The organism is Acidovorax sp. GW101-11A03, assembly GCF_059424825.1.
Genome location: NZ_JBWKZU010000025.1, coordinates 46778 through 72760, shown reverse-complemented (window position 1 = coordinate 72760; position 25983 = coordinate 46778). Strand labels below are relative to the sequence as shown.

Below are 25983 nucleotides of genomic sequence, written 5' to 3'. Positions count from 1 at the left end.
CTGGAGGCCCGGTATTCGCACATTGACTATGAGCATTACCTCGTCAAACAACTCCAGCCCATCGCCGATGCGATTCTCCAGCCGTTGGGCGACAGCTTTGTGGCGTTGACGAGTGCGCAGAAGGTGCTGTTCTAGGGAACACCAGTGGTTGACCTGGTGCGACACCCTGATGCGGAGTGGTTGACGAGGGCAAGCACACAAAGTCATTTCTGCGTCCGATAGCAAGCTTCGCACTCACGAAACTGTAGTGGCGCAAAAACCGCACCGACGAATGTAGAGTGGCGCGGGCCTCTAAACACCAATGGCGCAGTTTGGAGGAAGCTAAAAAATCAATGACTTACGTCTGCTGGGTTTCTCAGGTTGACTGGCGTTTTGCAGCTAAGGCGTGCAGAACACCTTCGCCTGGGGGTAGGGGCGGCGCGGCCATCACAGGCCCTGCAAAACCTGTGTCTGCCAGGCCTGCAGGGTTTCCTGCCGCTCGCGGCGCGCGGTGTCGTCGGCTTCCTGGGCGTCTTGCTGGCGCTGCAGCTGCAGCTGCTTGAGCAGGGGGAGCAGGTCGGTGTGCCGGGACTGTGGCCCGGGTGCACTGGTGCTGTTGCCCGTGACCTGGTTGTTTTCCACCCTGAGCGTGTGCAGCGAGTGGGACGCGGCCTGGGTGAGTGTGGCGCGGATGGCCTCGCCGTTGTCATAGGCCAGGTGCGCCTCCGTGCTGCTGCTGTCGTCCACCTTGTTGTAGAGGTAGTTCTGTGACGCCGAGGTGGTGTCAAGCCGGGGGGCGGCCGACACCAGCAGAGACTGGTGGTAGGAGGCCACGAGCTGCGCGGTCTGGGTCTGGCTGACGGCCCGGTTGCGGCTGGAGCTGCCCGTGATGTGGGTGGACTGGTTCAGCGTGTAGTGGAAGGTGTCGAGTTCCTGCGTGCGGCGCGGGTTGGTGGCCCGCGTGGTGGCCGTGATGCTGGCGTCAAAGTCCGCCAGACCCGTCAACAGACTCTGGTCTTCTTCGCCGAAGGTGCCGGGCAGGGTGTGCAGCGCGGTGCCGGGTTTCAGGCCAACGCCTGTGTGGGGGGCGTCGTAGCGGCTGTGCATGGCTGCAAAGCTGGACTTGAACAGGTCCACCAGGGCCTGTCGGGCCTGGCCGCGTTCTGCTGCCTTGTCGATGCGGCCCAGGTAGCGCTCGACAGCATTGGCCCGTTGTGCGTCCGTACCCCATTGGGCGGGCTGGCGCAGGTCGGTTGCCATCTTCACCACGCCGTCGCGACTTCGCAGCTGCACTGCGCGCCGGTCTCCATCGACCTGGAGCTGCGCGCCCAGCGTCAACACCCGGTTGCCATCCCTGTCCTTGCCATACACCTCCAGCTGGAGTTCCAGCCGGGCGAATGCCTTGCTGTCGAACCGGAGCAGTTCTTCCACATCCAGCTTCGGGTCGTCACCCGACAGCCCCTGCACTGCCTTGTCGAATCCGCTGGCCAGGGCGCGGAGCGCTTCGCGCTCCTGCACACCGAGTTCCCCTTCCACCACGACCTCGACCGACATGCCCGCGCCGGAGGCGCTGGGCTCGCGCTGGTCGTGGATGGACAGGCGCACCCGGGCGCCAGACCGCGTCTCGATGGAGAGTTCCACACTGCCACTGGGGCGGCTCTTGAAGGACCAGAGCGCATCCGTGGCCTTGCCCTGGACCCGGTCGGGCGAAGCGACGGCAGCCATGTCCACCACGGTTTGCCGGTAGCCCGTGCCCGTGCTGGCCACCTGCCCCAGCAGCGCAGAGCCCAGGCCCGCCAGGCGGCCCTGCTGTGTGGTGCCACTGGCGTTGCGGCCCATCACCTCGGCCAGGGCGTTGTCCGGGGCTTGTTCCCACACCTGCATGCGCCCGCCCCGGGTCTGCATGTCCAGCAGTGCTTCGTAGGTGGCGGGGGTTGTCTGCAGGCTGCCTGGCATCTGCGTGATGTGCAGGAAGCGTGGGTTGCCCTGCACGGTGGCACTGGCGATGTTGGTGGTGGGGCTGCTGGCTGCAGCGGGTTTTTGTGGGGTGACCGGCGCTGGCTGCGCCGCTACCGGGCGCGTTGCTGCCGATGGGGCGGGGGTTACTGTGGGGCTCCACGCCGTTGCCAGCGCGGGGGACAGGCCGGACAGGCCGACAACACTCATGGGTGGTTTTTTCTCGTTGGTTTTATCCAGGGTTTATCGGCAGCGGGCCGCAGAACTGAAAGGGAAAGGCGCAAGGAGCAGGGCGCAGTCCCGCCTGTCAACCCCGCTTCGGTGGGGTGGGTGGATGGGGCTGCAAAAACTAGAGTGCCTGGTGGCCTGCCGGGCCACCGTCCCTGTCCTGTGCGCGGAGAACCTTTGATGCCTCGATCTGCCCCCCTTCACTCCGAAACCCCCTGCCCGCAGCGCCGAAAGGGCGCGTGGGTTTGGCTCCATGGGTTGCCACACCCCGGGGGGCAGCCCGGGGCACTGGCGGGCATCCGCCGCTGGGCGGCCCGCTGGCTGGTGGGGGTGGCCGCTGGTGTGCTGGCAGCTTGTGGTGGGGGAGGCGGCGACGCCGTGCCCGCCCCGCCGCCTGCCGCAGTGCTGCACCCGGTGGGTGGCCAGGTGTCCGGGCTTGCGGGCGTGCTGGTGCTTGCCAATGGCACACGCGGGGAGTGGACCATCACCGCCAGCGGCAGCTACGCCACCCAGGTGGCGCAGGGCGAACCCTACGACATCGTGGTGCGCACCCAGCCCATCGGGCAGACCTGCCTGGTGGAGAACGGCACGGGCGTGGTGGCAGGGCCGGTCACCAATGTGCTGGTCCGCTGCACTGCCAACACCTATGCGGTGGGCGGTACGGTGATGGGCTTGGCGGGGGCGCTGACCCTGCGGCTCAATGGCACGTCCGACCTGGCGCTGACCGCTGACGGATCATTTCGCTTTGCCCTGGCCGTGCCCCATGGCAGCACCTATTCGGTGGCCGTGCAGGTGCAGCCCCTGGACCAGTTCTGCGAGGCCAACAGCGCCACCGGTGTGGCCTTGGCACCGGTGACGCAGGTGCGGGTGACCTGCCGCACGATCGACGTGCCCCCACCGCCTCCGCCGCCTCCACCCATCGCCGCCGCCCCCCTGGGCCTCGGCATCACCTATGGGGCCAAGGCGTTGAACTTCTCATGGCTACCGGCCACCCATGCCACCAGCTACACCGTGCACGAAGACCCCGATGGTGCGGGCCCGCTGGCGGCCGCGCAGATCGGTTCCACCGCCACCACCGCGCTGGCGCATGCGGTGCCGGTGTTGCTGCACCAGCGGCTGAACGCCACCTACACGGTGCGGGCCTGCAACATCAGCGGGTGCAGCGCCCCGTCGGCCCCGGTGGCGGCTGACATGGTGCAGGCCATTGGCTACTTCAAGGCCGCCAGCACCGCGGCCGAAGCGCGGTTCGGGAACCGGGTGGCCTTGTCCGCCAACGGCACCACGCTCGCTGTCGGGGCCTATGGCGAAGCTGGCAACACGGGGGCGGTGTATGTCTTTACCCGCACCGGCAGCACCTGGTCACAACAGGCGCGCATCACCGCGCCGGGGGGCGAGGCCAACGACTACTTTGGCAACGCCGTGGCCCTGTCGGCTGACGGCAACACCCTGGCCATTGGTGCGGACGGTGAAAGCGGCGACCAGACAGGAACCTTTGCGGTGATGCCCCCCAGCAACAACCTCGCCAGCAGTTCCGGCGCGGTGTACGTGTACTCCCGCTCGGGCAGCACCTGGTCGCAGCAGGCCTTCATCAAGGCCAGCAACACGTTTGCGTTCGACCTGTTTGGCGCGTTTGTTGCGCTCTCGGCCGATGGCAACACCCTGGCTGTGGGCGCCTACTACGAGAGCGGCGACCTGACCGGCGCCCATGGCAATGCGGCGTTCGCGTCGTCCGGCGCGGCCTATGTGTTCAGCCGCACCGGCACCAGCTGGGCGCAGCAGGGCTATATCAAAGCCGCCAATGCGGGCGCCGGGGATTTCTTCGGGATCTACCTCAGTCTGTCTGGCAGCGGCGACACGCTGGCGGTGGGCGCATTCTTTGAGCGCAGCGCCTCGGCCGCCACCCCGGCCGATGACTCTTTGCAGGACGCCGGGGCTGCCTATGTGTTCCAGCGCACGGCCGGGGTCTGGGCGCAGCAGGCCTACTTCAAGGCCCCCAGCCCTCTGGCGCTGGACCGCTTTGGCGTGGCGGTCATGCTGTCGGGAGACGGCAACACGCTGGCCGTGGGCATGGACGGGGACAGCAGCGACCACACGGGCGTGTATGTGGTGCCCCCTGCCAGCAACAGCCTGGCGCTCAACTCAGGGGCCGTGTTTGTCTATACCCGCGTAGGCGGCACCTGGCAGCCGCAGGCCTACCTGAAGGCATCCAACACCCGCACGCCCCACCGCTTTGGCAACAACCTCGCCATGTCCAGCGATGGCAACACGCTGGTCGTGCCTTCGTACCGCGACAACAGCGCGGCCACGGGCTTCAACGGCAACCAGGCCGACACCACGGCCGCCGATGCAGGCGCCGTGCTGGTGTTTCGCCGCACCGCAGGCACCTGGGCGCAGCAAGCCTACGTGAAGGCGCCGAACACCGGCAGTGGCGACCGCTTTGGCGGCCGGGTGGCGCTGTCAGGCGACGGCAACACGCTGGCGGTTGGGGCTTCGACGGAAGACGGTGGATCGAACGGCATTGGCGGCAATCAGGCCGACGAAAGCCGCACCAATGCGGGTGCTGTGTACCTGTACTGAGAGGCGAAGGCCGGGGCATTTGGGCCCAGCTCCTGCGTGCAGCCAAAGAATCTCCGCCTTGGAACAACCTCTGAGGGTTTGCGCCCGCCCTGCCCGTGGCTCTGAAAGGAGCTACGGGCTTTTTTCTGCCTGCCCACGCCACGCGAAATTGTTTCAAATACTGGAACAGTCAGTTCGCGACTCGGTGGTTTTTCTTTGAACACCATCGGCGTACAGTTCACCCCATCGATGAGCCGAACCCGCAAGGCGACTCACCGAACCCGGTTCAGGAATGGTTTTTTGACCCGGCTTTTTTGAGACGCTTCTTTAACTTCAAGGACTTATCCATCATGACCAACACCGCACGTTTCCTCTCCATCGCCGCTGTCGCTGCTTTCGCCTCTTTTGGCGCCCACGCTGACGAAGCCGATGCTTCGCAGTTCGCCACCCAATTCGAAACCAACCGCACCCGCGCTGAAGTGCAAGCGGAAGCCGCTACCGTGGCCCAGACCCGCTCGATCGAGCCCGCTGGTTCGCGTGTGGTGACCTACAAGAGCACCGCTGACCGCGCTGCTGTGCGTGCCCAGGCTGCTGACGCTGTGCGCACCGGCCAGATTTCTTCCGGCGAAATCGGCGCTCTTTGATACGCCGCCCCGGATCGAACGGACCTGACCCCTACCCAACCCTATTTAAGAATCGAGATCACCATGAACAAGACCGCACGTTTCCTGTCCATCGCCGCTGTGGCTGCCTTCTCTGCCTTCGGCGCCCACGCTGACGAAGCCGACAGCTCGCAATTTGCCCTGAAGTTCGACACGAACCGCACCCGTGCTGAAGTGGCTGCCGAAGCCGCTACCGTGGCACAGACGCGCAGCCAGGAGCCTGCTGGTTCGCGCGTGGTGACCTACAAGTCCACGGCTGACCGCGCTGCTGTGCGTGCCCAGGCTGCTGAAGCCCTGCGCACGGGTCAGATCCCTTCGGGCGAATTCAGCGCCATGTAATCGGTTGATCGATTGACGCAGTTGCGGGACTTCCCATGGTGGTGGCACTTCGCGCGGTGCGGGTGCTGCTGCCATGGGAGGTGTTTTGAAGACACCCGCACTGGCCAAGCAAACGGGGCTCCCATTGGGGAGCCCTTTTTGTTGGTGGCTTGTCTTGGTACTCGCCGCGCTGCTCGATCAATGCGCGGGCGGGCCTTCATGCGGCCCGGTGCGCCAGCATCAGGTCCAGGTTCTGCACCGCCGCGCCCGAGGCGCCCTTGCCCAGGTTGTCGAACACGGCCGTGAGCAGCACCTGCCCATGCCGTGCGTTGGCGAACACCCCCAGCCGCAGCTGGTTGGTGCCATTGAGGGCCTGCGGGTCGAGGTGTTCGGCGGCTTCGGCCTGCGCCAACGGCATGACCTCGACATGGGCGGCACCTGCGTAGTGCTGCTGCAGACAGGCGTGCAGCCGCTCGCCGCTGGCACCCGCAGGCAGCTGGTGCACAAACAGGGGAATGCTCAGCACGATGCCCTGGCGGAACGCGCCGTAGGCGGGCACAAAAATGGGGCGTTGGGCCAGGCCCGCGTGCTGCGCGATTTCGGGCGTGTGTTTGTGCTCCAGCTTCAGTCCATACAACTGAAAGGCCGGGGCCTGTGCGCCGCCAGGGCCCTCGTGCTCTTCCACGCGGGCCCGCCCGCCGCCCGAGTAGCCCGACACCGCATGCACCGTGACCGCATGCTCGCGGCCCAGCAGGCCGGCCTGCACCAGGGGACGCAGCAGGGCCACGGCGCCCGTGGGATAGCAGCCAGGGTTGCTCACCCGCTGGGCACTGGCGATGCGCGCAGGCTGCGCAGCGTCCAGTTCAGGAAAGCCATAGACCCACTGCGGGTCGGTGCGGTGCGCCGAGCTGGCGTCGATCACCTGCACGGCTGGATTGGCGATGGCGGCCACAGCCTCGCGCGCAGCCGCATCGGGCAGGCACAGGATGGCAATGTCGCAGTGGTTGATGGCCTCGGCGCGGCGGGCCGCGTTCTTGCGCTCGGCGTCGGGCAGGGTCAGCAGGCGCAGGTCGGTGCGGCCGCGCAGGCGCTCGTGGATCTGCAGACCGGTGGTGCCCTGGTCGCCGTCGATAAAAACAAGGGGAGAGGTGGTCATGGGGTAGGGCTCCGGGTGATTGCTGTGGCATCCACGGCGGGATGAACGAGCGGGTGTAGGGGATGCGCAATCTTCGGTGCCGGTCTAAACTTTGAAAAGTTGAATTTCACAAACATCAGCATCAGGTTTACTGAACGTCATGCGCGAACTCAACCTTGACCGGCTGCGCACCCTGGTCACGATTGCCGACCTCGGCTCCTTTGCCGAAGCCGCGCGCGTGCTGTACCTGGCGCCGCCCACGGTCAGCCTGCACATCGCCGACCTGGAGGCCCACATCGGCGCGCCCCTGCTGGTGCGCAAGCGCGGCGAGGTGCGGCCGTCGGGCGTGGGCGAGGTGCTGGTCGAGCGCGCGCGGCGCCTGCTGGCCGATGCGGACGAAACCCTGGATCTGGTGCAGCGCCAGGTGCAGGGGCTGGCCGGGCGGGTGCGCCTGGGCGCATCCACCGGCGCCATTGCGCACCTGCTGCCGCAGGCGCTGGAGGTGCTGGGCCAGCACCACCCGGGCGTTGACGTGCAGGTGGCGGTGCTGACGTCGCCAGAAACCATGGAGCGCCTGGCCAGCGGGGCGCTGGACATTGGCCTGGTGGCCCTGCCGCAGCCTGCCGTGCGCGGGGTGGTGGTGCTGCCATGGCGGCGTGATCCGGTCATGGCCTTTGTGCCATCGGCCTGGGCATCGCCCCGGCGTGCCACGCCCCGCTGGCTGGCGGGCCAGCCGCTGATCCTGAACGACGAGGGCACCAGCCTGTCGCGCCTGTGCAAGGAATGGTTTGCCCAGGCGGGCGAGCACCCCCGGGCGCGCATCCAGCTCAACTACAACGATGCCATCAAGAGCCTGGTGGCCGCCGGTTATGGCGCCACGCTGCTGCCCCATGAGGCAGCAACCGCTGCGCCGCTGGACCCGCGCATCCGCATGCTGCCCCTGCAGCGCCCGCTCTGGCGGCCTCTGGGCATTGCCCACCGCGAAGGCGGCGTGGAGCGCGCCACCCAGCATGTGCTGGATGTGTTGTGGCAGCAAAAACAGGGCTGATGCGGCCGGGCACGGGTTGCCTGCGCGGCCTTTCCTGCCGGCGGCTCAAGGATCCACCGGTGGTAGTGGGCTAGATCCTGATGAAATAAGGCCGCTTGCGCTCTACCATAATGGCTTTTACGCTATAAAATTTATAGCTGATTAAATCCGGGTGGGCCTAGGCCGGATTCGCTGCCACCCGCTCAGGCCACCGCATCAGGCGACAACGCGCTCAGCACCATGCGCACGATCAACTCCTCGGCCTTTTCGTAGTCGCGCTCGGTCAAGGCGGGCTTGCCCAGCAGCAGGGCGAACTGCGCTTCCTGCTCCGCATACGCCTGCGTGACCGACCAGATGATGAACATCAGGTGCGTGAAGTTGACCTTGGCAATGCGGCCCTCGCGCGCCCAGCGCTCGAAGGTGCGCACTTCGGTCTTGAGAAGCGGCGCCACGCGCTCGGTGATGGCCGTGCCATACCGTGGTGCACCCGCAATCACCTCTTTGGTGAACACCTTGGCGCCCTGGGGCCGGGTGCGTGAGTAGTGCAGCTTGGCGCGGATGTAGCGCCGCAGCGCCTGCTGGGGGTCGTCACTGTGCGACAAATCTTCCATACCCTCCAGCCACTGGGTGAGCACGTCGTCCAGCACCCGCTGGTACAGCGCTTCCTTGCTCGGGAAGTAATACAGCAGGTTGTGGCGGCTGATGCCCGCAGCAGCGGCAATGTTCTCCAGCGAGGCGCCCTCGAAGCCGAACTGCGCAAAGTGGTTCTCGGCCTCGGTGAGGATGCCCTGCTCCTTGGCCAGGCGCGAAGCCTTGGGCGCGCGGGGCGCCACCTCGTCGCCGGGGGCGGCACGTTGCACCTGGGGGGATCGGGGGGCGCGGAAAGCGGAGGGGGCTTTGGGGGGGCGGGAGGCGGCGGCAGTCATTGCACCATTGTGGAACAAGCCGAGGCCTGAAAACTGGCAAATCGCTGGCTGGGGGCTGGCACGCGGTTTGCTCTAGGGATTTTACCAATTGGTAAATTTTTACGCGTTGGTAAATTGATCCACAACGCAGGGCACCGCAGCACCAAAGCAGCGGGCACCTGCACCCCACAGCGAGGACCACGATGAAACCTCCGAAGTTTGCGGGCACCAGCACCCATGCTGGTGCCGCATTTGTTGGCGCCACTGGCTGGCGTTCCAACGCTGCGCGGCGTGCGCTTGCACGCCCCATGGGCGCCCAGACCCCCACCCTCACCCTCTCGGAGGAAACCTGATGGACACACCTGCAAGCCGTGCCTGCGGCATTCATGCCGCACGCCTGAACCTGGCCGACTACGCCGTCAACTTTGGCGACGCCCACCCGCCGCTCACCCGGGCGCAGGCGCTGATCGAGGCCGAACGCTGCTACTACTGCCACGACGCCCCCTGCGCCACGGCCTGTCCCACGGGCATCGACATCCCGTCGTTCATCCACCGCATTGCGCAGGCCAATAACCGTGGCGCCGCCCGCGCCATCCTGGAGGCCAACCCGCTGGGCGGCATGTGCGCCCGCGTGTGCCCCACCGAGGTGCTGTGCGAGCAGGCCTGCGTGCGCAACACCAACGAAGACAAGCCGGTGGAGATCGGCTCGCTGCAGCGCTATGCCACCGATGCCTTCTTTGCCCAGCCCGGTGCACCGCTGTTCCAGCGCGCAGCGGCCACCGGCAAGCGTGTGGCCGTGGTGGGCGCCGGGCCTGCGGGCCTGGCCTGTGCGCATGGCCTGGCCGTGCGCGGGCATGACGTGGTGCTGTTCGAGGCGCGGCCCAAGCTCGGCGGCCTCAACGAATATGGACTGGCCAGTTACAAGACCACCAACAACTTCGCGCAGAAGGAAGTGGAGTGGCTGTTGTCCATCGGTGGTATCGAAGTGCGCACCGGCCAGCAACTGGGCCGCGATATCACGCTCGACAGCCTGCTGAGTGCTTATGACGCCGTGTTCCTGGGACTGGGCCTCCAGGGCGTGAATGCGCTGGGCGTGGCCGAACCCACGGCCACCGGCCTGCGCAATGCGGTGGACTTCATTGCCGAGCTGCGCCAGAGCACCGACCTCTCGACCCTGCCTGTGGGCCGCCGCGTGGTGGTGATTGGCGGCGGCATGACGGCAGTGGATGCGGCCGTGCAGTCGCGCAAGCTGGGTGCGGAAGAGGTGGCCATCGTCTACCGCCGGGGCGCCGAGGCCATGTCGGCATCGGCCGTGGAACAGCAATGGGCGCAGACGAACGGCGTGACCATTCGCCACTGGGCCGCACCGAAGGAGGTGCTGAGCGAAGGCGGCGCGGTGAAGGGCGTGCGTTTTGCCGCCACGGCGCTGAGCGGGGGCAAGCTGGTGGAAACCGGCGAGACCTTCACGCTCGAAGCCGACATGGTGCTCAAGGCCATCGGCCAGACCTTTGTGGCCGAGCCCGTGGGCAGCCGCATTGCACTGGAGGGCGGGCGCATTGCCACCGATGCAGAGGGCCAGACCAGCCTGCCGCGTGTATGGGCCGGTGGCGACTGCCGCGTGGGCGGCCGCGACCTCACGGTGGAGGCGGTGGAGCACGGCAAGGTTGCCGCTGTTTCCATCCACGCCGCACTGATGGCTTGAGATGGCCTGAAGCGGCCTGAACCCTTCCACCCCAGTTTTCACGGGAGCACCCCATGGCAGACATTCGCAGCAATTTTCTGGGCATCCAAAGTCCCAACCCCTTCTGGCTGGCCTCCGCACCACCCACCGACAAGGAGATCAACGTCACCCGCGCCTTCGAGGCGGGCTGGGGCGGCGTGGTGTGGAAGACGCTGGGCGAAGACCCGGCCGTCGTCAACGTCAACGGCCCGCGCTACTCCACACTCATGTCGCAAGACCGCCGCGTGATCGGCCTGAACAACATCGAGCTGATCACCGACCGGCCGCTGCACACCAACCTCGAAGAGATCAAGCGCGTCAAACGCAACTGGCCGGACCGGGCCATGATCGTCTCGCTGATGGTGCCCTGCGTGGAGGAGAGCTGGAAGAACATCCTGCCGCTGGTGGAAGACACCGGTGCCGACGGCATCGAACTCAACTTCGGCTGCCCACACGGCATGAGCGAGCGTGGCATGGGCGCGGCCGTGGGCCAGGTGCCTGAATACATCCAGATGGTCACGGCCTGGTGCAAGCACTACAGCAAGCTGCCTGTGATCGTGAAGCTCACCCCCAACATCACCGACGTGCGCCAACCGGCGCGTGCGGCCAAGGCGGGCGGGGCCGATGCCGTGTCGCTCATCAACACCATCAACTCCATCATGGGCGTGGACCTGGACCGCATGGTGATGAGCCCGAGCACCGACGGCTGGGGATCGCACGGCGGCTACTGCGGCCCGGCCGTCAAGCCCATTGCGCTCAACATGGTGGCCGAGATTGCGCGCGATGCACAGACCGCCGGCCTGCCCATCAGCGGCATTGGCGGCATCACCACCTGGCGCGACGCGGCCGAATACATTGCGCTGGGCTGCGGCACGGTGCAGGTGTGCACGGCGGCCATGGTGTACGGCTTCAAGATCGTGCAGGACATGTGCGACGGCCTGTCCAACTTCATGGACGAGCACGGCTACGCCACCTTGGATGACTTCAAGGGCCAGGCCGTGCCCACCGTGAAGGACTGGAAGAACCTCAACCTCAACCACATCGAAAAAGCCGTCATCAACCAGGACGCCTGCATCCAGTGCGGCCGCTGCCATGTGGTGTGCGAAGACACCTCGCACCAGGCCATCACCTTCACCAAAGAAGGCGGTGTGCGCAAGTTCGAGATCAACGAGGCCGAGTGCGTGGGCTGCAACCTGTGCGTGTCGATCTGCCCCGTGCCCGAGTGCATCACCATGCGCGCGCTGGAGCCGGGCGAAGTCGATGTGCGCACCGGCAAGACGGTGACGGGCGAATACGCCAACTGGACCACGCACCCCAACAACCCGCAGCGCGTGTCTGCCGCAGCTTGATATGTGCCCCTGCGAGCGTGTGCCACAGACCGTGCAAGGCGTTGTGACAGCACCCGTTGTGGTGCCGATTTGCAACGCATGCTGCACTGCATCTGGTGCAGTTCTTGCGTGATCTCTAGCATCGCTCGCTTCCCTTTGCCCGCCATCTGCCAGCGTGAGGGCGCTGGAACAGACAGCGGGTTGTGTGCAACCCCAACGACGTCTTTGACAGGAGTACAGGCATGACCAACAGTACCGGCAGCGCGGCCCATGTGGCGGGGCTAATGCCCGGCGATGCATCCAACACGCTCGCCAATGAAGATCTGCTCCCCACCACCGCCGCGCAGCGACACTGGACGTGGAAGGACTTTGCCGCACTCTGGGTGGGCATGGTCGTGTGCGTGCCCACCTACACCATGGCCAGCTCCATGCTGGACCAGGGCTTCACCTGGCAGATGGCGGTGTGGCTGGTGTTCCTGGCCAACTGCATCGTGCTCGTGCCTATGGTGCTCATTGGGCGCGTGGGGCCCAAATATGGTGTGCCGTTCCCCGTGCTCGCACGTGCATCCTTCGGCGTGAAAGGTGCAAACCTGCCCGCCGTGCTGCGCGGCCTGGTGGCATGTGGCTGGTTCTCCATCAACTGCTACTTTGGCGCGCTGGCGCTGCACGGCTTCCTCAACATCCTGGGCATGAACCTGGCTGGGCCAGCGGATGGGCAGACCATCAGCACCTCGCAGTTCATGTGCTTCCTGGCGTTCTGGGCGGTTCACATCTGGTTCATATGGAAGGGGCCGGAGTCCATCCGTCTGCTGGAGGTGATTGCCGCGCCGCTGATGATCGGTGCGTCCGTGCTGCTGGTGGTGGTGCTGATGATGAAGGTGCCCTCGGGCCAGCTGTTCAACCTGCCCGCTAAGGTGGTCGAGGGCGGTCCCAAGACCTGGGCGGCGCTGACGGGCCTGGTCGGCTTCTGGGCCACGCTGGCGCTCAACATTCCGGACTTCACGCGCTTTGCCAAGTCGCAAAAGGACCAGGTCGTGGGCCAGGCCATCGGCCTGCCGATTCCCATGGCGCTGTTTTCCATGGTGGGTGTGATCGGTTTCTCGGCCTCGGCCATCCTGTACGGCAAGGCCCAGCTGTTCCCTGATGGTCTGCTCACGCAAATGGGCAGCGTGGCTGCAGGTGTGGGCCTGCTGGTGATTTTGCTGGCCAACCTGACGACCAATGTGGCCGCTAACCTGGTGTCGCCTTCGTACGACTTCAGCCAGTGTGCACCGTCCAAGATCAGCTTCCGCATGGGTGGCCTGATCGCTGCGCTGATCGGCCTGCTGTTCATGCCCTGGAAGCTGCTGGCCACCTCGGGTGGCTACCTGTTCACCTGGCTGGGCGGCTACGGCACGCTGCTGGGCGCGATTGCGGGCATCCTGCTGGTGGACTACTACCTGGTGCGCAAGAGCGAGCTGAAGGTGGACGACCTGTATCGCCGTGGTGGCGAATATGAGTACAGCAATGGCTGGAACGTCCAGGCATTGATTGCCTTTGCGCTGGGCGTGCTGCCCTGCCTGCCGGGCTGCCTGGCCGTGTCGGGCGTGGTGGACAAGGCGGCTGTGCCTGGCCTGCTGCTGGCGTTGTTCGACTTTGGCTGGTTCTTCAGCCTGGCCGTGGCCGGTACCTACTACTACCTGACCGCCAAGAAGAAGTGACCCCTTGGCCCTGCCTGGGCCTGGTGCCAGTGCAGGGCCTTTTTTTGACCTGATCCGTATCCCTGAAGGAGACCCCCATGAGCCAAGCCCTTGTGATCCGCGGTGGCACCGTGGTCAACGCCGACCGTGAACAGCGCGCCGATGTGTTGTGCGTCGATGGCCGCATCGTGGCCGTGGGGGATGGGGCTGCGGCGCAGGCCCCCGCAGGCGCGCAGGTGCTGGACGCCAGCGGCCAGTATGTGCTGCCCGGCGGCATCGACCCGCACACCCACATGCAGCTGCCGTTCATGGGCACCGTCACCATGGACGACTTCTTCACCGGCACGGCCGCCGCGCTGGCGGGCGGCACCACGAGCATCATCGACTTCGTGATCCCGGACCCGCAGGAGCCGCTGATGGATGCCTACCGCAAGTGGCGCGGCTGGGCCGAAAAATCGGCGGCCGACTATTCCTTCCACGTTGCCGTCACCTGGTGGAGCGAGCAGGTGCGCGCCGACATGGGCACGCTGGTGCAGGAAGAGGGCGTGAACAGCTTCAAGCACTTTATGGCCTACAAGAACGCCATCATGTGCGACGACGAAACCCTGGTGAACAGCTTCAAGCGCGCGCTCGAACTGGGTGCCATGCCCACGGTGCACGCCGAAAACGGCGAGCTGGTCTACCTGCTGCAGCAAGAGGTCGCCAAGATGGGCATCACCGGCCCCGAGGGCCACCCACTGTCGCGCCCACCCATGGTCGAGGCCGAGGCCGCCAACCGCGCCATTGCCATTGCCGACGTGCTGGGCGTGCCCATTTACGTGGTGCACGTGAGCTGCATCGAATCCGCCGACGCCATTGCCCGCGCCCGTGCGCGTGGCCAGCGTGTGTACGGTGAAGTGCTGGCCGGCCACCTGCTGGTGGACGACAGCGTGTACCGCGACCCCGACTTTGCCAAGGCCGCCGCCTACGTGATGAGCCCGCCCTTCCGCCCCAAGGGCCATCAGGAGGCGCTGTGGCGCGGCCTGCAGTCGGGCCAGCTGCACACCACGGCCACGGACCACTGCACCTTCTGCGCCGCGCAAAAGGCCATGGGCAAGGAGAACTTTGCCAAGATCCCCAACGGCACGGGCGGCGTGGAAGAGCGGATGGCTGCGCTGTGGGACGGCGGCGTGAACACCGGGCGCCTCACGCCCAGCGAGTTTGTGGCCATCACCTCGGCCAACGCGGCCAAGCTGTTCAACATCTATCCGCGCAAGGGTTTCATCGGCGAAGGTGCCGATGCCGACCTGGTGCTGTGGGACCCGCAAGGCACCAAGACCTTCTCGGCCAAGACGCAGTTCAGCAAGGGCGACTTCAACATCTTTGAAGGCCGCACCGTGCGCGGAATCCCCAGCCACACCGTGAGCCAGGGCCACGTGGTGTTTGCCAACGGCGACCTGCGCGCCGAGCAGGGCAAGGGCCGCTATATCAAGCGCCCGGCGTTTGGCGCCAACTTCCAGGCGGTGCAGAAGCGCGCGCAGGATCTCGCCCCCACGGCGGTCAACCGCTGAACCGACGGAGAACAACACCATGGACACCAAAGTCAAACCCAACATCGAAAACCTGCGCATCAACGGCCAGCGCCTGTGGGATTCGCTCATGGAGCTGGCGCAGATCGGCGCCACACCCAAGGGGGGCGTATGCCGCCTCACCCTCACCGACCTGGACAAACAAGGTCGTGACTTGGTGACTCGCTGGGCACGCGAAGCGGGCATGACGGTGACCATCGACAAGATCGGCAACGGCTTCATGCGTCGCCCTGGCCGCAACAACAGCCTGCCACCCATCATGACCGGCAGCCACATCGACACCCAGCCCACGGGCGGAAAGTTCGACGGCAACTACGGCGTGCTGGCGGGCATTGAGGTGGTGCGCACGCTCAACGACCACGGTATCGAAACCGAGGCCCCCATCGAAGTCGCCTTCTGGACCAACGAAGAAGGCAGCCGCTTCGTGCCCGTCATGATGGGCTCCGGCGTGTTCGCCAAAGCCTTCACGCTGGAGCACGCCTACGCTGCCACCGACACCGAGGGCAAGACGGTGAAGAGCGAGCTGGAACGCATCGGCTACATCGGCGACCAGGAGCCCGGCGACCACCCCATCGGCGCGTACTTTGAAACCCACATCGAGCAAGGCCCGGTGCTGGAAGACAACGACAAGACCATCGGCGTGGTCAGTGGCGTGCTGGGCATCCGCTGGTTTGACTGCACCGTCACCGGCATGGAAGCCCACGCAGGCCCCACGCCCATGGCCCTGCGCAAAGACGCGATGCTGGCCGCCACGCGCATCATGCAAGACGTGGTGGCCGCCGCCCACCGCCATCCGCCGCACGGCCGGGGCACTGTGGGCATGGTGCAGGTGTTCCCCAACAGCCGCAACGTGATTCCGGGCCGGGTCAAGTTCAGCATCGACCTGCGCAACAGCACGGACGCACTGGTGGACGCCATGGCCGCCGAGGTCAAGGCCTTCGCCGACCAGGTGGCCAAGGAGCACGGTGTGCAGGTGCACATCGAGATGGTGTCCAGCTACCCCGCGCAGCTCTTCCAGCCCGAGTGCGTGGAGGCCGTGGGCCGCGCCGCCGCCAAGCTGGGCTACAGCCACATGCCCGCCGTCTCGGGTGCCGGGCACGACGCCGTCTACATGGCCAAGCTCGCACCCAGCGGCATGATCTTCATCCCCTGCAAGGACGGCATCAGCCACAACGAGATCGAGGATGCGAAACCTGAGCACATCGAGGCGGGCTGCAACGTGCTGCTGCATGCGATGCTGGAGCGGGCGGGCACCTGATCGGGCGCGCAGTGGGGCGGCGCGCCCGCAGGGCATGGGTGGCGTTGTATCTTCCGGTGGTTTGTAATTTTTGTTTTCCGCGAAGAGGGCTGCCCCATGAAACTCAAAACCCGCATCCTGTGGCTGTGCGCCGCCACGCTCCTGGGCCTGGTCGTACTGTCGGCCATGGCGCTCACCACGCTCTACCAGTCGATGATGAAAGAGCGCACGGCGCAGCTCTCCAACCTGGTGGTGCTGGCCCACGCGGCCGCCCAGAAGTCGCACGAAAAAGAAAAGAGCGGCGCGCTCTCGCGCGAAGACGCCATCAAGGAAGCCACCCAGACCATCGGCAGCTTTGTGGACAAGGACAAATACTTTTTTGTCCGTGGTTTTACCAACGATGTGAACTACGTGCACCCCAACCCCAAGCGCATCGGCATCGTCGATGAAAAGGGTGGCAAGGAGGCGGGTGTGCGCTACCGCGCCGCGCTGCAGGGCGTGACGGTGGGCACCGTGACAGCGCCCGGCACGCGCCCCGGCGCCAAGGAGCCGGTGGACAAGCTCTACGCCATCATCAAGTTCGAGCCCTGGGACTGGATCATCGGCTTTGGCGACTATGTGGACGACATCGAAAACGCCTTCTGGCGCAACACCGCCATCCTGCTGTCTATTGGCGCAGTGCTGATGCTCATCGTGGCGCTGATGGCCTGGCAGATGCTGCGCAGCCTGGTGCACCAGCTCGGCGGCGAGCCGCAGTACGCGGCCGAGGTGGTCACCCAGATTGCCGAGGGCAACCTGGCTGTGGAGGTGCAGACCTTGCCTGGCGACACCACCAGCATCCTGCACGCCATCCGCGCCATGCGCGACAACCTCTCGCACCTGGTGAAGCAGGTGCGCGACAGCACCGATTCCATCAACACCGCCTCCTCCGAAATTGCTGCAGGCAATGGCGACCTGTCGGCACGCACCGAGTCGCAGGCCAGCGCGCTGCAGGAGACGGCGGCCTCGATGGAGCAGCTCACTTCCACTGTGCAGCAGAACGCCGCCAACGCCAAACGGGCCGACGAGCTGGCGCGTGCCGCATCCGACATGGCCGTGCGCGGCGGTGACGTGGTGCAGCAGGTGGTGGGCACCATGGGCTCCATCGACCAGTCCTCGCGCAAGATCGTGGACATCATCAGCGTGATCGACGGCATTGCGTTCCAGACCAACATCCTGGCGCTGAATGCGGCGGTGGAAGCCGCGCGAGCGGGTGAACAGGGCCGGGGATTTGCCGTGGTGGCGAGCGAGGTGCGCAGCCTGGCCCAGCGCAGCGCGGCGGCGGCCAAGGAGATCAAGGGCCTGATCGACGACTCCGTGGCCAAGGTGGGCGTGGGCACGCAACTGGTGGAGCAGGCGGGCGCCACCATGGGCGAGGTGGTGGCGGGTGTGAAAAGCGTGACCACCATGGTCGCCGAGATCAGCGCCGCCAGCGGCGAGCAAAGCGCGGGCATCGCCCAGGTCAACCAAGCCATCTCGCAGATGGACCAGAGCACCCAGCAGAACGCCGCGCTGGTGGAGGAGGCCCTGGCGGCCGCCCAGTCACTCAGCCAGCAGGCCGTGGCGCTGTCGCAAACCGTGGGGCAGTTCCGCGTGGCGTGAGTCCAGCGCCGGGCATTCGCAAAGGCAGGGTTCGCCCTGCCTTTTTTCTTGCGTCAGGGGCGGGGCGTGACCAGGCCGGTCAAGCCCAGAAAGTGGTCCAGCATGTGGAAGTGGTCTTCGAAGAATGCCTCTTCCATGCCTGCCAGCTCGTCGATGCGGGTCCACTGCACCAGCGCCGCATCATCGTCGGCCTGCACCACCGGGAAGGGCGCATCGCCCAGGTCGAAGTAGTGTGCATGCGTGATGGTGCGGCCGCGCTGGCTGCGGTCGGGGTGGTCGAACACGGCTACCGACTGCAGCGCGGCGCGCATGTGGGCCTCGGGCAGGTGGCAATGGGTTTCTTCCACCAGCTCGCGCAGGCAGGACTGCCACACGGTTTCGCGCTGCTCGATAAAGCCGCCGGGCACCGCCAGCTGGCCTTTGCCCGGCGCGTGGGCGCGGCGGATCAGCAGCACATGGTCCTGGCAGCGGAGTACGGCGTCCACCGTCACGAACACGGGCGGGTAGGGCGCTGCGGACCAGGCCTGGCGGTAGCCGCGCAGCATGCGCCATTCCTCCTGCAGCGCAGCGTAGTGCGGCGTGTGTGCAAAGGCCTGCAGCTGGGCCAGGGTGCCGGGCGGAATCTGCGCAGCCAGCGGTGCCAGGGCTTCGCTCACCGTGGCGGCCGTGGCGCCAAAGTAGGCGTCGCGGATGGTGGTGGCGTCCATGCTGCCCTGGCGGGGCAGGTCGATCAGCGCCCAGCCGGGGAAGGAGCGCAGGTAGCTGCTGGTTGCGTCCTTGAAGTGGCCCACCAGCGCGATGCGGGCGCCGGGCTGCGTGTACTGCGCCACGCCCTGGCGCACGGCCTGCACCCACACGGCTTCGTTGTAGTAGTCGCGCACGGGCAGCACGCGCATGCGGTGGCGGTCGGCGGGGGGCAGCGCATCGCGCAGCATGGCTTCGCGTTCTTGCCAGGTGAAGGGGTTCTTGGGCGAGCGGGCCTGCCAGGCCGAGCCCACCACCACGATGACCTGGGGCGCCACGCGCAGGGCCTCGTGCAGCAGGGCCAGGTGGCCGCTGTGCACGGGTTCAAAGCGGCCGATGAGGAGGGCGGTGTCGTACATGGGTCTCCGAAATTCTGAGCTTTTTTGGCCGTTTGCGCGCGTCCATCATGCGCTTGTAGCTACGATTTTAGTAGTGATTGCCTTTGGGGAATGAGGCGCGCCGCTGGGTACCGGCGCGGCCCCCGCCAGCGGACGCCGCGCAAGGGCCGCCCCGCCGCGCTGGCGTCGTCCCCCTTCCCACGCGCAGCGTGAGAGAAGGGGGAAGCCGCGAAGCGGCTCAGGGGGTTGTCACACATACTTTGCGGCGATGGGCATCTGGCGTCCGCTGCCGAACGCCCGGGGCCGCACCCGCAGGATGGGCGGGGCCTGGCGGCGTTTGTATTCGTTGCGCGCCACCATCATGCGCACGCGCTGCACCAGGGCACGCCCGGCGTCGTCGGCCTGCAGCTGGGCCACAAAGGCCTGCGCGGCCAAGTGTTCGGCGGGTGACAGGCGCTCGCCCTCGATGAGCAGCTTGAGCACTTCGTCCAGCACGGGGTAGGGCGGCAGGCTGTCCACGTCGCGCTGGCCCGGGGCTAGTTCGGCCGACGGCTCCTTGTCGATGATGGCCTGCGGGATCAGCGCGCGCCCCGCTTGTTCGTTGACATGGCGTGAGAGGGCAAACACCTCCGTCTTGTAGAGGTCGCCAATCAGCCCCAGACCGCCATTGGTGTCGCCATACAGCGTGCAGTAGCCCACCGAGATTTCGCTCTTGTTGCCTGTGGTGAGGAGCAGGTGGCCAAAGGCGTTGGAGTATTCCATCAGCACCGTGCCGCGGATGCGCGCCTGCAGGTTTTCAAGCGGCAGACCCTGCAGCGGCTGGCCGAAGCTGCCCTCAAACTGCTGCGCGTAGCCCGCCACCAGCTCGGCAATCGGGTGCGTGTGCAGCTGCACGCCCAGGTTCTGGCACAGCGCCAGCGAGTCATCGACCGAGCCGCTGCTGGAGTAGCGCGAGGGCATGGTCACGCCCACCACGTTCTCGGGTCCGAGGGCCTGCGCAGCCAATGCCAGCGTGAGCGCGCTATCGATGCCACCCGAGCTGCCCACCACCACCTGTCTGAAGCCGCAGCGCCGTGCGTAGTCCTTCAGGCCCAGCAGGATCTGCTGGCGGTAGAACTCCATGGTGGGCAAGCCTTCGGCGGGCACACGCGCTGGTGCCTGGCCATCGGCGGTGAGGAAGTGGCCGTTGTCGAACCACAGCGTGCGCACATCCTCCACAAAACGCGGCGCCTCGAACACGATGCCCGCTGCGGGCTCGGCCGCGAACGATGCGCCGTCGTACACCACCTGGTCGTGGCCGCCAACCTGGTTCACATACAGGATGGGCAGACCGTGGCGGCGCGACGAGCCGCCAAAGATCTGGTGGCGTTGCTCGCGCTTGCCCACGTGGCTGGGGCTGGCGTTGATACTGATCACCAGGTCGGGCGCAGCGTCGCGCAGGCGCTCGAAGGGGTTGGTGGCGTAGTCGGCACCGTGGTCGTTCCAGCCGTCTTCGCAGATCAGCAACCCGACTTGCGCGCTGCCGATGCGCAGCACCTTGGCCACGTCCGGCCCGGGCTCGAAGTGGCGGCGCTCGTCAAAGATGTTGTAGGTGGGCAGCAGCTGCTTTGCATATTGCAGGCGCACGGTGCCGCCCTGCAGCACCAGCAGGCTGTTGTGCAGGCGCTTTCCCGGGCCTGTGGCGGGCGTGGGCGCGCCCACCACCCAGTGCAGCGCGGGCAGGTCGGCCGATGCCTTCTGCAGCGCCGCCAGGCCGTCCTGCACACGTTGCAGGAAGGGCGGCTCGTCCAGCATGTCGCCGGGGTAGTAGCCACACAGCGCGAGCTCGCTGAACACGATGAGGTCAGACTGCTCGCGGGCGGCCTGCTGGGCGGCTGCCACCATGCGGGCCACGTTGCCCTCGATGTCGCCAACGGTGAAATTCAATTGGGCGATGGTGATGCGGAGCATGTTTCTTTTTCCTTGAATGCTTCAGGGCGCGTCGGAGTGGCTGAAAAGCTCAGCGAAGCGGTCCTGGCTAGGCGTTCAGTCGCAGACAGTACCGGAGGTACGGCAAGGCTGAACAACGACGCCAGGAGAGTTTTCTCAGCCACTCAGCCCCCAACGTTGAAGACTTGGCGCAAGTACGCGAGATAGGTTTCATCGTCGCACAGCGTCTTGCCCGGCGTGTCCGACAGCTTGGCCACCGGCTGCCCGTTGGCGCGCACCAGCTTCATCACGATGTTGAGTGGCTTCATTTCCGGCGCATCACCCATGTCGTTGGTGAGGTGGGTGCCGATGCCGAAGCCCAGCTGCGTGCGGTCGCCAAAGTGCCGGTACAGCGCCAGCGCCTTGGTCAGCGTGAGGCCGTCGGAGAACACTAGCCGCTTGGTGTGTGCGTCGATGCGCAGCTTGGCATAGTGGGCCAGCGCCTTCTCGCCCCAGGCCACCGGGTCGCCCGAGTCGTGCCGCAGGCCGTCGAACAGCTTGGCGAAATACAGGTCGAAGTCGGCCAGGAAGGCGTCCATGCCCACGGTGTCGGTCAGTGCAATGCCCAGGTCGCCCCGGTACTCTTGCACCCAGTCTTCGAGCGCCGCCTTTTGAAAGTCGCGCAGGCGCACGCCGAGCGCCTGGTAGCTTTGCAGGTACTCGTGCGCCATGGTGCCGATGGGCACAAGGCCCAGGTCGCGCGCTAGCAGCACGTTGCTGGTGCCCTTGAACCACTGCGGCGCCTGCGTGGCAAAGGTCTGCACCACCTCGCGCTGCCAGGCGCCGCTGTAGCGGCGGCGCAGGCCAAAGTCGAACAGCTCGAAGGGGTGGCGCAACGTGGCCTGCCGGGCCAGGTCCTGCAGCTGCTGCACCTTGACCGCCAGGCGCTCGCGGCCGCTGGTGAGGGCGACGGTCGCATCGAAGCGGCGAAAGTACAGCTCGTTGACGATGGCCAGCACGAAGATCTCGAAGCCCATCACATGCACCTGCGGGCCGCGCGCCACGATGTGGAGCGTGTCACCTTCTGCACGCGCTTCAATGAAGCTGCGCTGGAACTGGAAGATGCGCAAAAAGTCGATGAAATCGCTTTTGATGAAGCGCAGCCCGGCCAGGTAGCTGAGTTCGTCTGCCGTGAAGCGCAGGCTGCACAGATGGTCGAGCGCGGCATTCACCTCGGGCAGCAATTCGGCCAGCGGGTACAGGGGCTTGTTGCGACAGACGAAGCGGTACTCGCTCTGCGTCTGTGGATGGCGGTGCAGCAGGGCCTGCCACATGGTGAACTTGTAGAGGTCGGTGTCGAGCAGACTGGTGATGACGGGTTGCATGATTTGCTCCTGAATTTATAGCTATCAGGGGAAGAAGGTTAGGCGCTAGAGGCCAATTTCACTCATATTTCTCAGCTGTGCGCCTGCGGCGCGCATCGCATCCAGAAACGCCTGGTGTTGTGCTTCAAATCCCGCCACGGGGCTCATGCCGTCGGTCAGCAGAACGATGCGGCTGGCCTGCCAGCCGGGCACCAGGCGCGGCAGGTGCTGCACGATGTGCTCGGTGGTCGAGCGCACGCAGTGGCTGCTGGCCTCGCCCGCGATCAGGAGCACATCGGCCTGGCCCAGCGACTGCAGCAGGGCGGTGTTGAGCGCGGTGCTGGCATCGTCCGCATCGGGCACCTCGGCCTCGATGGCGCTGTAGTGCTCCGTCCAGGGGTTGGTGCCCTTGAACACATTGCGCACGGCGCGCTGGCGCTGCAGTTGCCAGTCGCCACAGGCGGCCAGCACATCGGCATGGATGCCGTGGCCCCAAGTGCCCACCTCGCAGTGCACGGGCCAGACCATGAGCGCGTAGCGGCCCTGGGCTTCGAGTGCGTCCAGGTAGGCCAGCGTGCGGGGCAGGGTGGCCACATCGCGCGGCATGAAGTCGCCCGCACGCACCTGGGCGGCGGTGATGGGAGTGAAGGGCGCCACCACTGCCCCCGCGCCGGTCTGCCAGAAGCCGGGGTGGGCGATGTCGAAGCGCTGGTGCGAGTCGAGTGTGATGGTGATGGCGTCGAGTTGGCCGCCTTGTGCCCGGATGAAGGCCGCCAGGCGCTGCATGTCGGCGTGGGCGCCCGCCACGGGCAGGCTGGGCGCGTGGCCTGCGGGGCAACGGCTGGCAGGCAGGTCGCAGAAATCGTTCTGGGGGTCGATCACTAGAAGCTGGGTGGTGCGTGTGGCCATGGTCTTTCTCCTTCGCTGTGGGTGCAGTGTAGTTTTGTTAAGTCAATTTTGCAACTAAGTGGTTTGCAAGCGGATGTTTCGGGGCTGCAGGGCGTCGATAGTCTCGGAATGCTTTGCCGCAATCTGTCCTGGTGGTAGCCTTGTTCGTTCAACTTTGCAATGAACTAGCTCGCCATATGACCTCCGACAGCATTCCCGCCGTGATCTGTACCGTGGACGTGGTGCTGCTGACCCTGGAGCAGGCCACGCTGAAGGTGGCCCTGGTGCGCCGCGAACGCGAGCCCTATGCCCAGGCGCTGGCGCTGCCCGGTGGCTACATCCATGCGCAAGAAGACGTGGACGCACAGGCCAGCGCCGTGCGGGTGCTGCGCGACAAGGCAGGGCTGGAAAGCCCCTACCTGGAGCAACTGGCCACCTTCACGGGCGCGGTGCGCGACCCCCGGGGCTGGTCGGTGGCCGTGGCGTATTGCGCGCTGGTGCCCGCTACCGTGCTGGCGCAGGCTGCGGGGCGGGTGGAGCTGGTGGCGGTGGATGCGCTGCCGCCGCTGCCCTTCGACCACCGCCAGATCATCGACACCGCCGTGTTGCGCGTGCGCAGCAAAAGCCAGTATTCGTCGCTGCCCGTGCACCTGTGCGCCGAGCCGTTCACGCTGCCGCAGCTGCAGGCGGTGTACGAAGCGGTGCTGGGCGAGCCGGTCAACAAGGTGAGCTTTCGCCGCAAGGTGGACGAGCTGGCCATGCTGGAGCCCGTGGTGGGCGCCTTGCAGACGGGCGGCGCGCACCGCCCCGCGCAGCTGTACCGGGTGCGCCCGGCCTACCGGCGGCAGCTGTCGCTCAGTGCCAGGGGGTTGTAGCGCGGGCTCCACACGCACAAAAGATTGGACCGCCGCGCCCAAATCTGGCACAAACGCAAACTTTGTGTCCCACGAACGGTGGGTGCGCGGCGCAGGCCAGGGGGAGCGCCGCCGCCTCGCCAATAACAAGCCAGCGCGACGCTGGTGCCTGAGGGTGATCCATGTCTTTGCGGCTCAAATTCAATCTGGTTTTGGCAGCGGTGCTGCTGCTGGCGGTGCTGGGCGCAGGCGCCTATGTGCACCGCTTTCTGCAGCAAGCGGCCATCGAGGAGGTGCAGCACAACTCGCAGATCATGATGCACGCCGCCATGGCCATCCGCGACTACACCACCGAGCTGGTCAAGCCCCACCTGGACGTGACGCTGGCCGAAAAATTCCTGCCGCAGACCGTTCCCGCCTACGCAGCGACGGAGACGCTGCGCCGCCTGCAAAGCCGCTTCCCGGGCTACGAATACAAGGAGGCGGTGCTCAACCCCACCAACCTGCGCGACCGGGCCAACGAGTGGGAAGAGCGCATCATCAGCGACTTCCGCGAAGGCCGCGCCGACCTGAAGAAAGAGGTGACCGGTGAGGTGGGCGAGGGCATGCACCGTGCCATGTACGTGGCACGGCCCATCACCATCAAGCAGGCACAGTGCATGGCCTGCCATAGCACGCCGGCCGTGGCGCCGCCAACCATGCTCAAGGTCTATGGCGACAAGAACGGCTTTGGCTGGGGCATGAACGAGACAGTGGGTATCCAGGTGGTGAAGGTGCCCATGTACTTCCCGCTGGAGAAGGCGCGCCAGACCTTCAACACCGTGATGGCGGCGCTGGTGGCCAGCTTTGCGCTGCTGTTTGTGGTGCTCAACCTCTCGCTGTCGTCGCTGGTGATCGAGCCCATGGCGCGGCTCAACGCCAAGCTCGAAGACCTGGCGACCAAGGACTTCCTCACCGATCTGGTCAACCGCCGCCGCTTCTTCGAGCGGTTGGAGGCCGACATGGCCGAGACGCGGGTCAAGAAGAGCCAGCTGTCGGTGGTCATGTTCGACATCGACTTCTTCAAGCGCATCAACGACACCTTCGGGCATGACTCGGGCGATGTGGTGTTGAAGAACACGGCGCTGCGTGTGCGCGAGCTGCTGCGTTCGTCGGACTGTGCGGCCCGCTTTGGCGGCGAGGAATTCATCATCCTGCTCAAGGAAACCCCGGTGGACGCCGCCATGGCCATGGCCGAGGCCGTGCGGGCCCGCATCGCGGGTGTGCCGTTTGATGCCGTGGGCCATGTGAGCGCCAGCTTTGGCGTTGCCACCTGGGACCACAAGGAAGACAGCCATGCGCTCATCAAGCGCGCGGACACGGCGCTGTACAAGGCCAAGTCCAGCGGTCGCAATTGTGTGGTGCAGGCTGAAGGGGCAGCCTGAGCTTGCGAGAAGCTGGTCATCAGGCGGGAGTGGCCTTGGCGTCTTCATAGTCATCCCGGTAGCTCGCTGCCAGCGCAGTTTTCTGCTTTTCCGTCAGCAGCTTCCCGGCCATCTGGAAGAAGCGGTGTTCTTCCTCTTGCAGATGGTGTTCCACCTTGTCGGCCAGCTTCCTGGCCAGCGGCAGCCATGCGGGACTTGACGGCTCGGTGTCTTGCAGGGATTCCACCAGTTCGTCGATTTGGTGGTGTTCCGCAATCGCGTGGCGCGACAGGTCGATGCCAGCGTCGTGCGCCATCAGTGGCACATAAAAGTGGCGGTCCTCGGCCAGCGCGTGGGCGGCCAGTTCGGTCTTGAGTTCGTCAAACAGCGCGCGCCGCTCGGGGCTGTCTCCGCTGGTGTCCGTGAGCGCGGTGGACAGCGCGCGCTGGCGTTCGTGGCTTTCGCGCAAGGCTTCAAAGATCGTCGTGGTGTCGGGCATGTTGGTGGTGTCCGTTTCAGCTCTGTGGGCTGTCGCGCCGCGTGGG

Annotated in this window: 21 protein-coding genes; 13 read left to right on the top strand and 8 right to left on the bottom strand. The window is 66.1% G+C overall.

The annotated features are described in order from the left end of the window. Positions 1 to 426: 426 nt before the first annotated feature. Positions 427 to 2145 (bottom strand): hypothetical protein, encoded by a 1719-nt coding sequence (locus tag AC07Z7_RS12565; RefSeq protein ID WP_494766444.1) that lies wholly within the window; start codon positions 2143 to 2145, stop codon positions 427 to 429. 276 nt (positions 2146 to 2421) lie between these two features. Here AC07Z7_RS12565 and AC07Z7_RS12560 point away from each other — a divergent pair, with 276 nt between their 5' ends. The 3 genes from AC07Z7_RS12560 to AC07Z7_RS12550 all read left to right on the top strand — a co-directional run bounded on the left by AC07Z7_RS12560 (position 2422) and on the right by AC07Z7_RS12550 (position 5720). Continuing rightward, positions 2422 to 4740, top strand: a complete 2319-nt coding sequence (locus tag AC07Z7_RS12560; protein WP_494766443.1) for an FG-GAP repeat protein — start codon at positions 2422 to 2424, stop codon at positions 4738 to 4740. A gap of 329 nt (positions 4741 to 5069) precedes the next feature. After that, positions 5070 to 5363 (top strand): DUF4148 domain-containing protein, encoded by a 294-nt coding sequence (locus tag AC07Z7_RS12555; RefSeq protein ID WP_494766445.1) that lies wholly within the window; start codon positions 5070 to 5072, stop codon positions 5361 to 5363. 63 nt (positions 5364 to 5426) lie between these two features. Continuing rightward, complete coding sequence (locus AC07Z7_RS12550) at positions 5427 to 5720, top strand: DUF4148 domain-containing protein (protein ID WP_494766442.1); 294 nt, start codon at positions 5427 to 5429, stop codon at positions 5718 to 5720. A gap of 196 nt (positions 5721 to 5916) precedes the next feature. Here the strand turns inward: AC07Z7_RS12550 and argC are convergent, their stop codons facing one another. Then, positions 5917 to 6855: an N-acetyl-gamma-glutamyl-phosphate reductase gene (argC, locus tag AC07Z7_RS12545; RefSeq protein ID WP_494766441.1), complete on the bottom strand. Its 939-nt coding sequence runs from the start codon at positions 6853 to 6855 to the stop codon at positions 5917 to 5919. Between the two features lie 139 nt (positions 6856 to 6994). Here argC and AC07Z7_RS12540 point away from each other — a divergent pair, with 139 nt between their 5' ends. Then, positions 6995 to 7882 (top strand): LysR family transcriptional regulator, encoded by an 888-nt coding sequence (locus AC07Z7_RS12540; protein WP_494766440.1) that lies wholly within the window; start codon positions 6995 to 6997, stop codon positions 7880 to 7882. A 182-nt stretch (positions 7883 to 8064) separates the two neighbouring features. On the opposite strand, the gene AC07Z7_RS12535 is transcribed toward AC07Z7_RS12540, so the two are convergent. Further along, positions 8065 to 8787, bottom strand: coding sequence for a TetR/AcrR family transcriptional regulator (locus tag AC07Z7_RS12535; RefSeq protein WP_494766439.1), 723 nt, complete (start codon positions 8785 to 8787; stop codon positions 8065 to 8067). Between the two features lie 182 nt (positions 8788 to 8969). On the opposite strand from AC07Z7_RS12535, the gene AC07Z7_RS12530 reads away from it, so the two are divergent. From AC07Z7_RS12530 to AC07Z7_RS12500, 7 genes are all read left to right on the top strand, one after another. Next, a complete protein-coding gene (locus AC07Z7_RS12530; RefSeq protein ID WP_494766438.1) occupies positions 8970 to 9119 on the top strand; it encodes a hypothetical protein in 150 nt (49 codons plus the stop codon). Next, positions 9119 to 10468 (top strand): NAD(P)-dependent oxidoreductase, encoded by a 1350-nt coding sequence (locus AC07Z7_RS12525; protein WP_494766437.1) that lies wholly within the window; start codon positions 9119 to 9121, stop codon positions 10466 to 10468. Before AC07Z7_RS12530 ends, AC07Z7_RS12525 begins: the two co-directional genes overlap by 1 nt. Positions 10469 to 10521: 53 nt before the next feature. Then, positions 10522 to 11835, top strand: coding sequence for an NAD-dependent dihydropyrimidine dehydrogenase subunit PreA (gene preA, locus AC07Z7_RS12520; protein ID WP_494766436.1), 1314 nt, complete (start codon positions 10522 to 10524; stop codon positions 11833 to 11835). Between the two features lie 221 nt (positions 11836 to 12056). Next, positions 12057 to 13514, top strand: coding sequence for an NCS1 family nucleobase:cation symporter-1 (locus AC07Z7_RS12515; protein WP_494766435.1), 1458 nt, complete (start codon positions 12057 to 12059; stop codon positions 13512 to 13514). A 77-nt stretch (positions 13515 to 13591) separates the two neighbouring features. Continuing rightward, positions 13592 to 15043: a dihydropyrimidinase gene (gene hydA, locus AC07Z7_RS12510; protein WP_494766434.1), complete on the top strand. Its 1452-nt coding sequence runs from the start codon at positions 13592 to 13594 to the stop codon at positions 15041 to 15043. Between the two features lie 19 nt (positions 15044 to 15062). After that, positions 15063 to 16319: a Zn-dependent hydrolase gene (locus AC07Z7_RS12505; RefSeq protein WP_494766433.1), complete on the top strand. Its 1257-nt coding sequence runs from the start codon at positions 15063 to 15065 to the stop codon at positions 16317 to 16319. A gap of 96 nt (positions 16320 to 16415) precedes the next feature. Continuing rightward, entirely contained in the window at positions 16416 to 17939 is a 1524-nt protein-coding gene (locus AC07Z7_RS12500) for a methyl-accepting chemotaxis protein (RefSeq protein ID WP_494766432.1), read from the top strand. Positions 17940 to 17992: 53 nt separating this feature from the next. Here AC07Z7_RS12500 and AC07Z7_RS12495 read toward each other — a convergent pair whose 3' ends face one another. The 4 genes from AC07Z7_RS12495 to AC07Z7_RS12480 all read right to left on the bottom strand — a co-directional run bounded on the left by AC07Z7_RS12495 (position 17993) and on the right by AC07Z7_RS12480 (position 23202). Continuing rightward, positions 17993 to 19042 (bottom strand): bifunctional nicotinamide-nucleotide adenylyltransferase/Nudix hydroxylase, encoded by a 1050-nt coding sequence (locus AC07Z7_RS12495; protein WP_494766431.1) that lies wholly within the window; start codon positions 19040 to 19042, stop codon positions 17993 to 17995. A gap of 228 nt (positions 19043 to 19270) precedes the next feature. Next, positions 19271 to 20971: an NAD+ synthase gene (locus AC07Z7_RS12490; protein ID WP_494766430.1), complete on the bottom strand. Its 1701-nt coding sequence runs from the start codon at positions 20969 to 20971 to the stop codon at positions 19271 to 19273. Between the two features lie 143 nt (positions 20972 to 21114). Beyond that, a complete protein-coding gene (gene pncB, locus AC07Z7_RS12485) occupies positions 21115 to 22314 on the bottom strand; it encodes a nicotinate phosphoribosyltransferase (protein WP_494766429.1) in 1200 nt (399 codons plus the stop codon). 45 nt (positions 22315 to 22359) lie between these two features. Then, complete coding sequence (locus AC07Z7_RS12480) at positions 22360 to 23202, bottom strand: cysteine hydrolase family protein (protein ID WP_494766428.1); 843 nt, start codon at positions 23200 to 23202, stop codon at positions 22360 to 22362. 176 nt (positions 23203 to 23378) lie between these two features. On the opposite strand from AC07Z7_RS12480, the gene AC07Z7_RS12475 reads away from it, so the two are divergent. Continuing rightward, on the top strand, positions 23379 to 24056 hold the full coding sequence (locus AC07Z7_RS12475; protein WP_494766427.1) for an NUDIX hydrolase: 678 nt from the start codon (positions 23379 to 23381) through the stop codon (positions 24054 to 24056). A gap of 161 nt (positions 24057 to 24217) precedes the next feature. Beyond that, positions 24218 to 25459, top strand: a complete 1242-nt coding sequence (locus AC07Z7_RS12470) for a diguanylate cyclase (RefSeq protein ID WP_094286441.1) — start codon at positions 24218 to 24220, stop codon at positions 25457 to 25459. 19 nt (positions 25460 to 25478) lie between these two features. Here AC07Z7_RS12470 and AC07Z7_RS12465 read toward each other — a convergent pair whose 3' ends face one another. After that, positions 25479 to 25937: a hemerythrin domain-containing protein gene (locus AC07Z7_RS12465; protein ID WP_494766426.1), complete on the bottom strand. Its 459-nt coding sequence runs from the start codon at positions 25935 to 25937 to the stop codon at positions 25479 to 25481. Positions 25938 to 25983 lie beyond the last annotated feature (46 nt).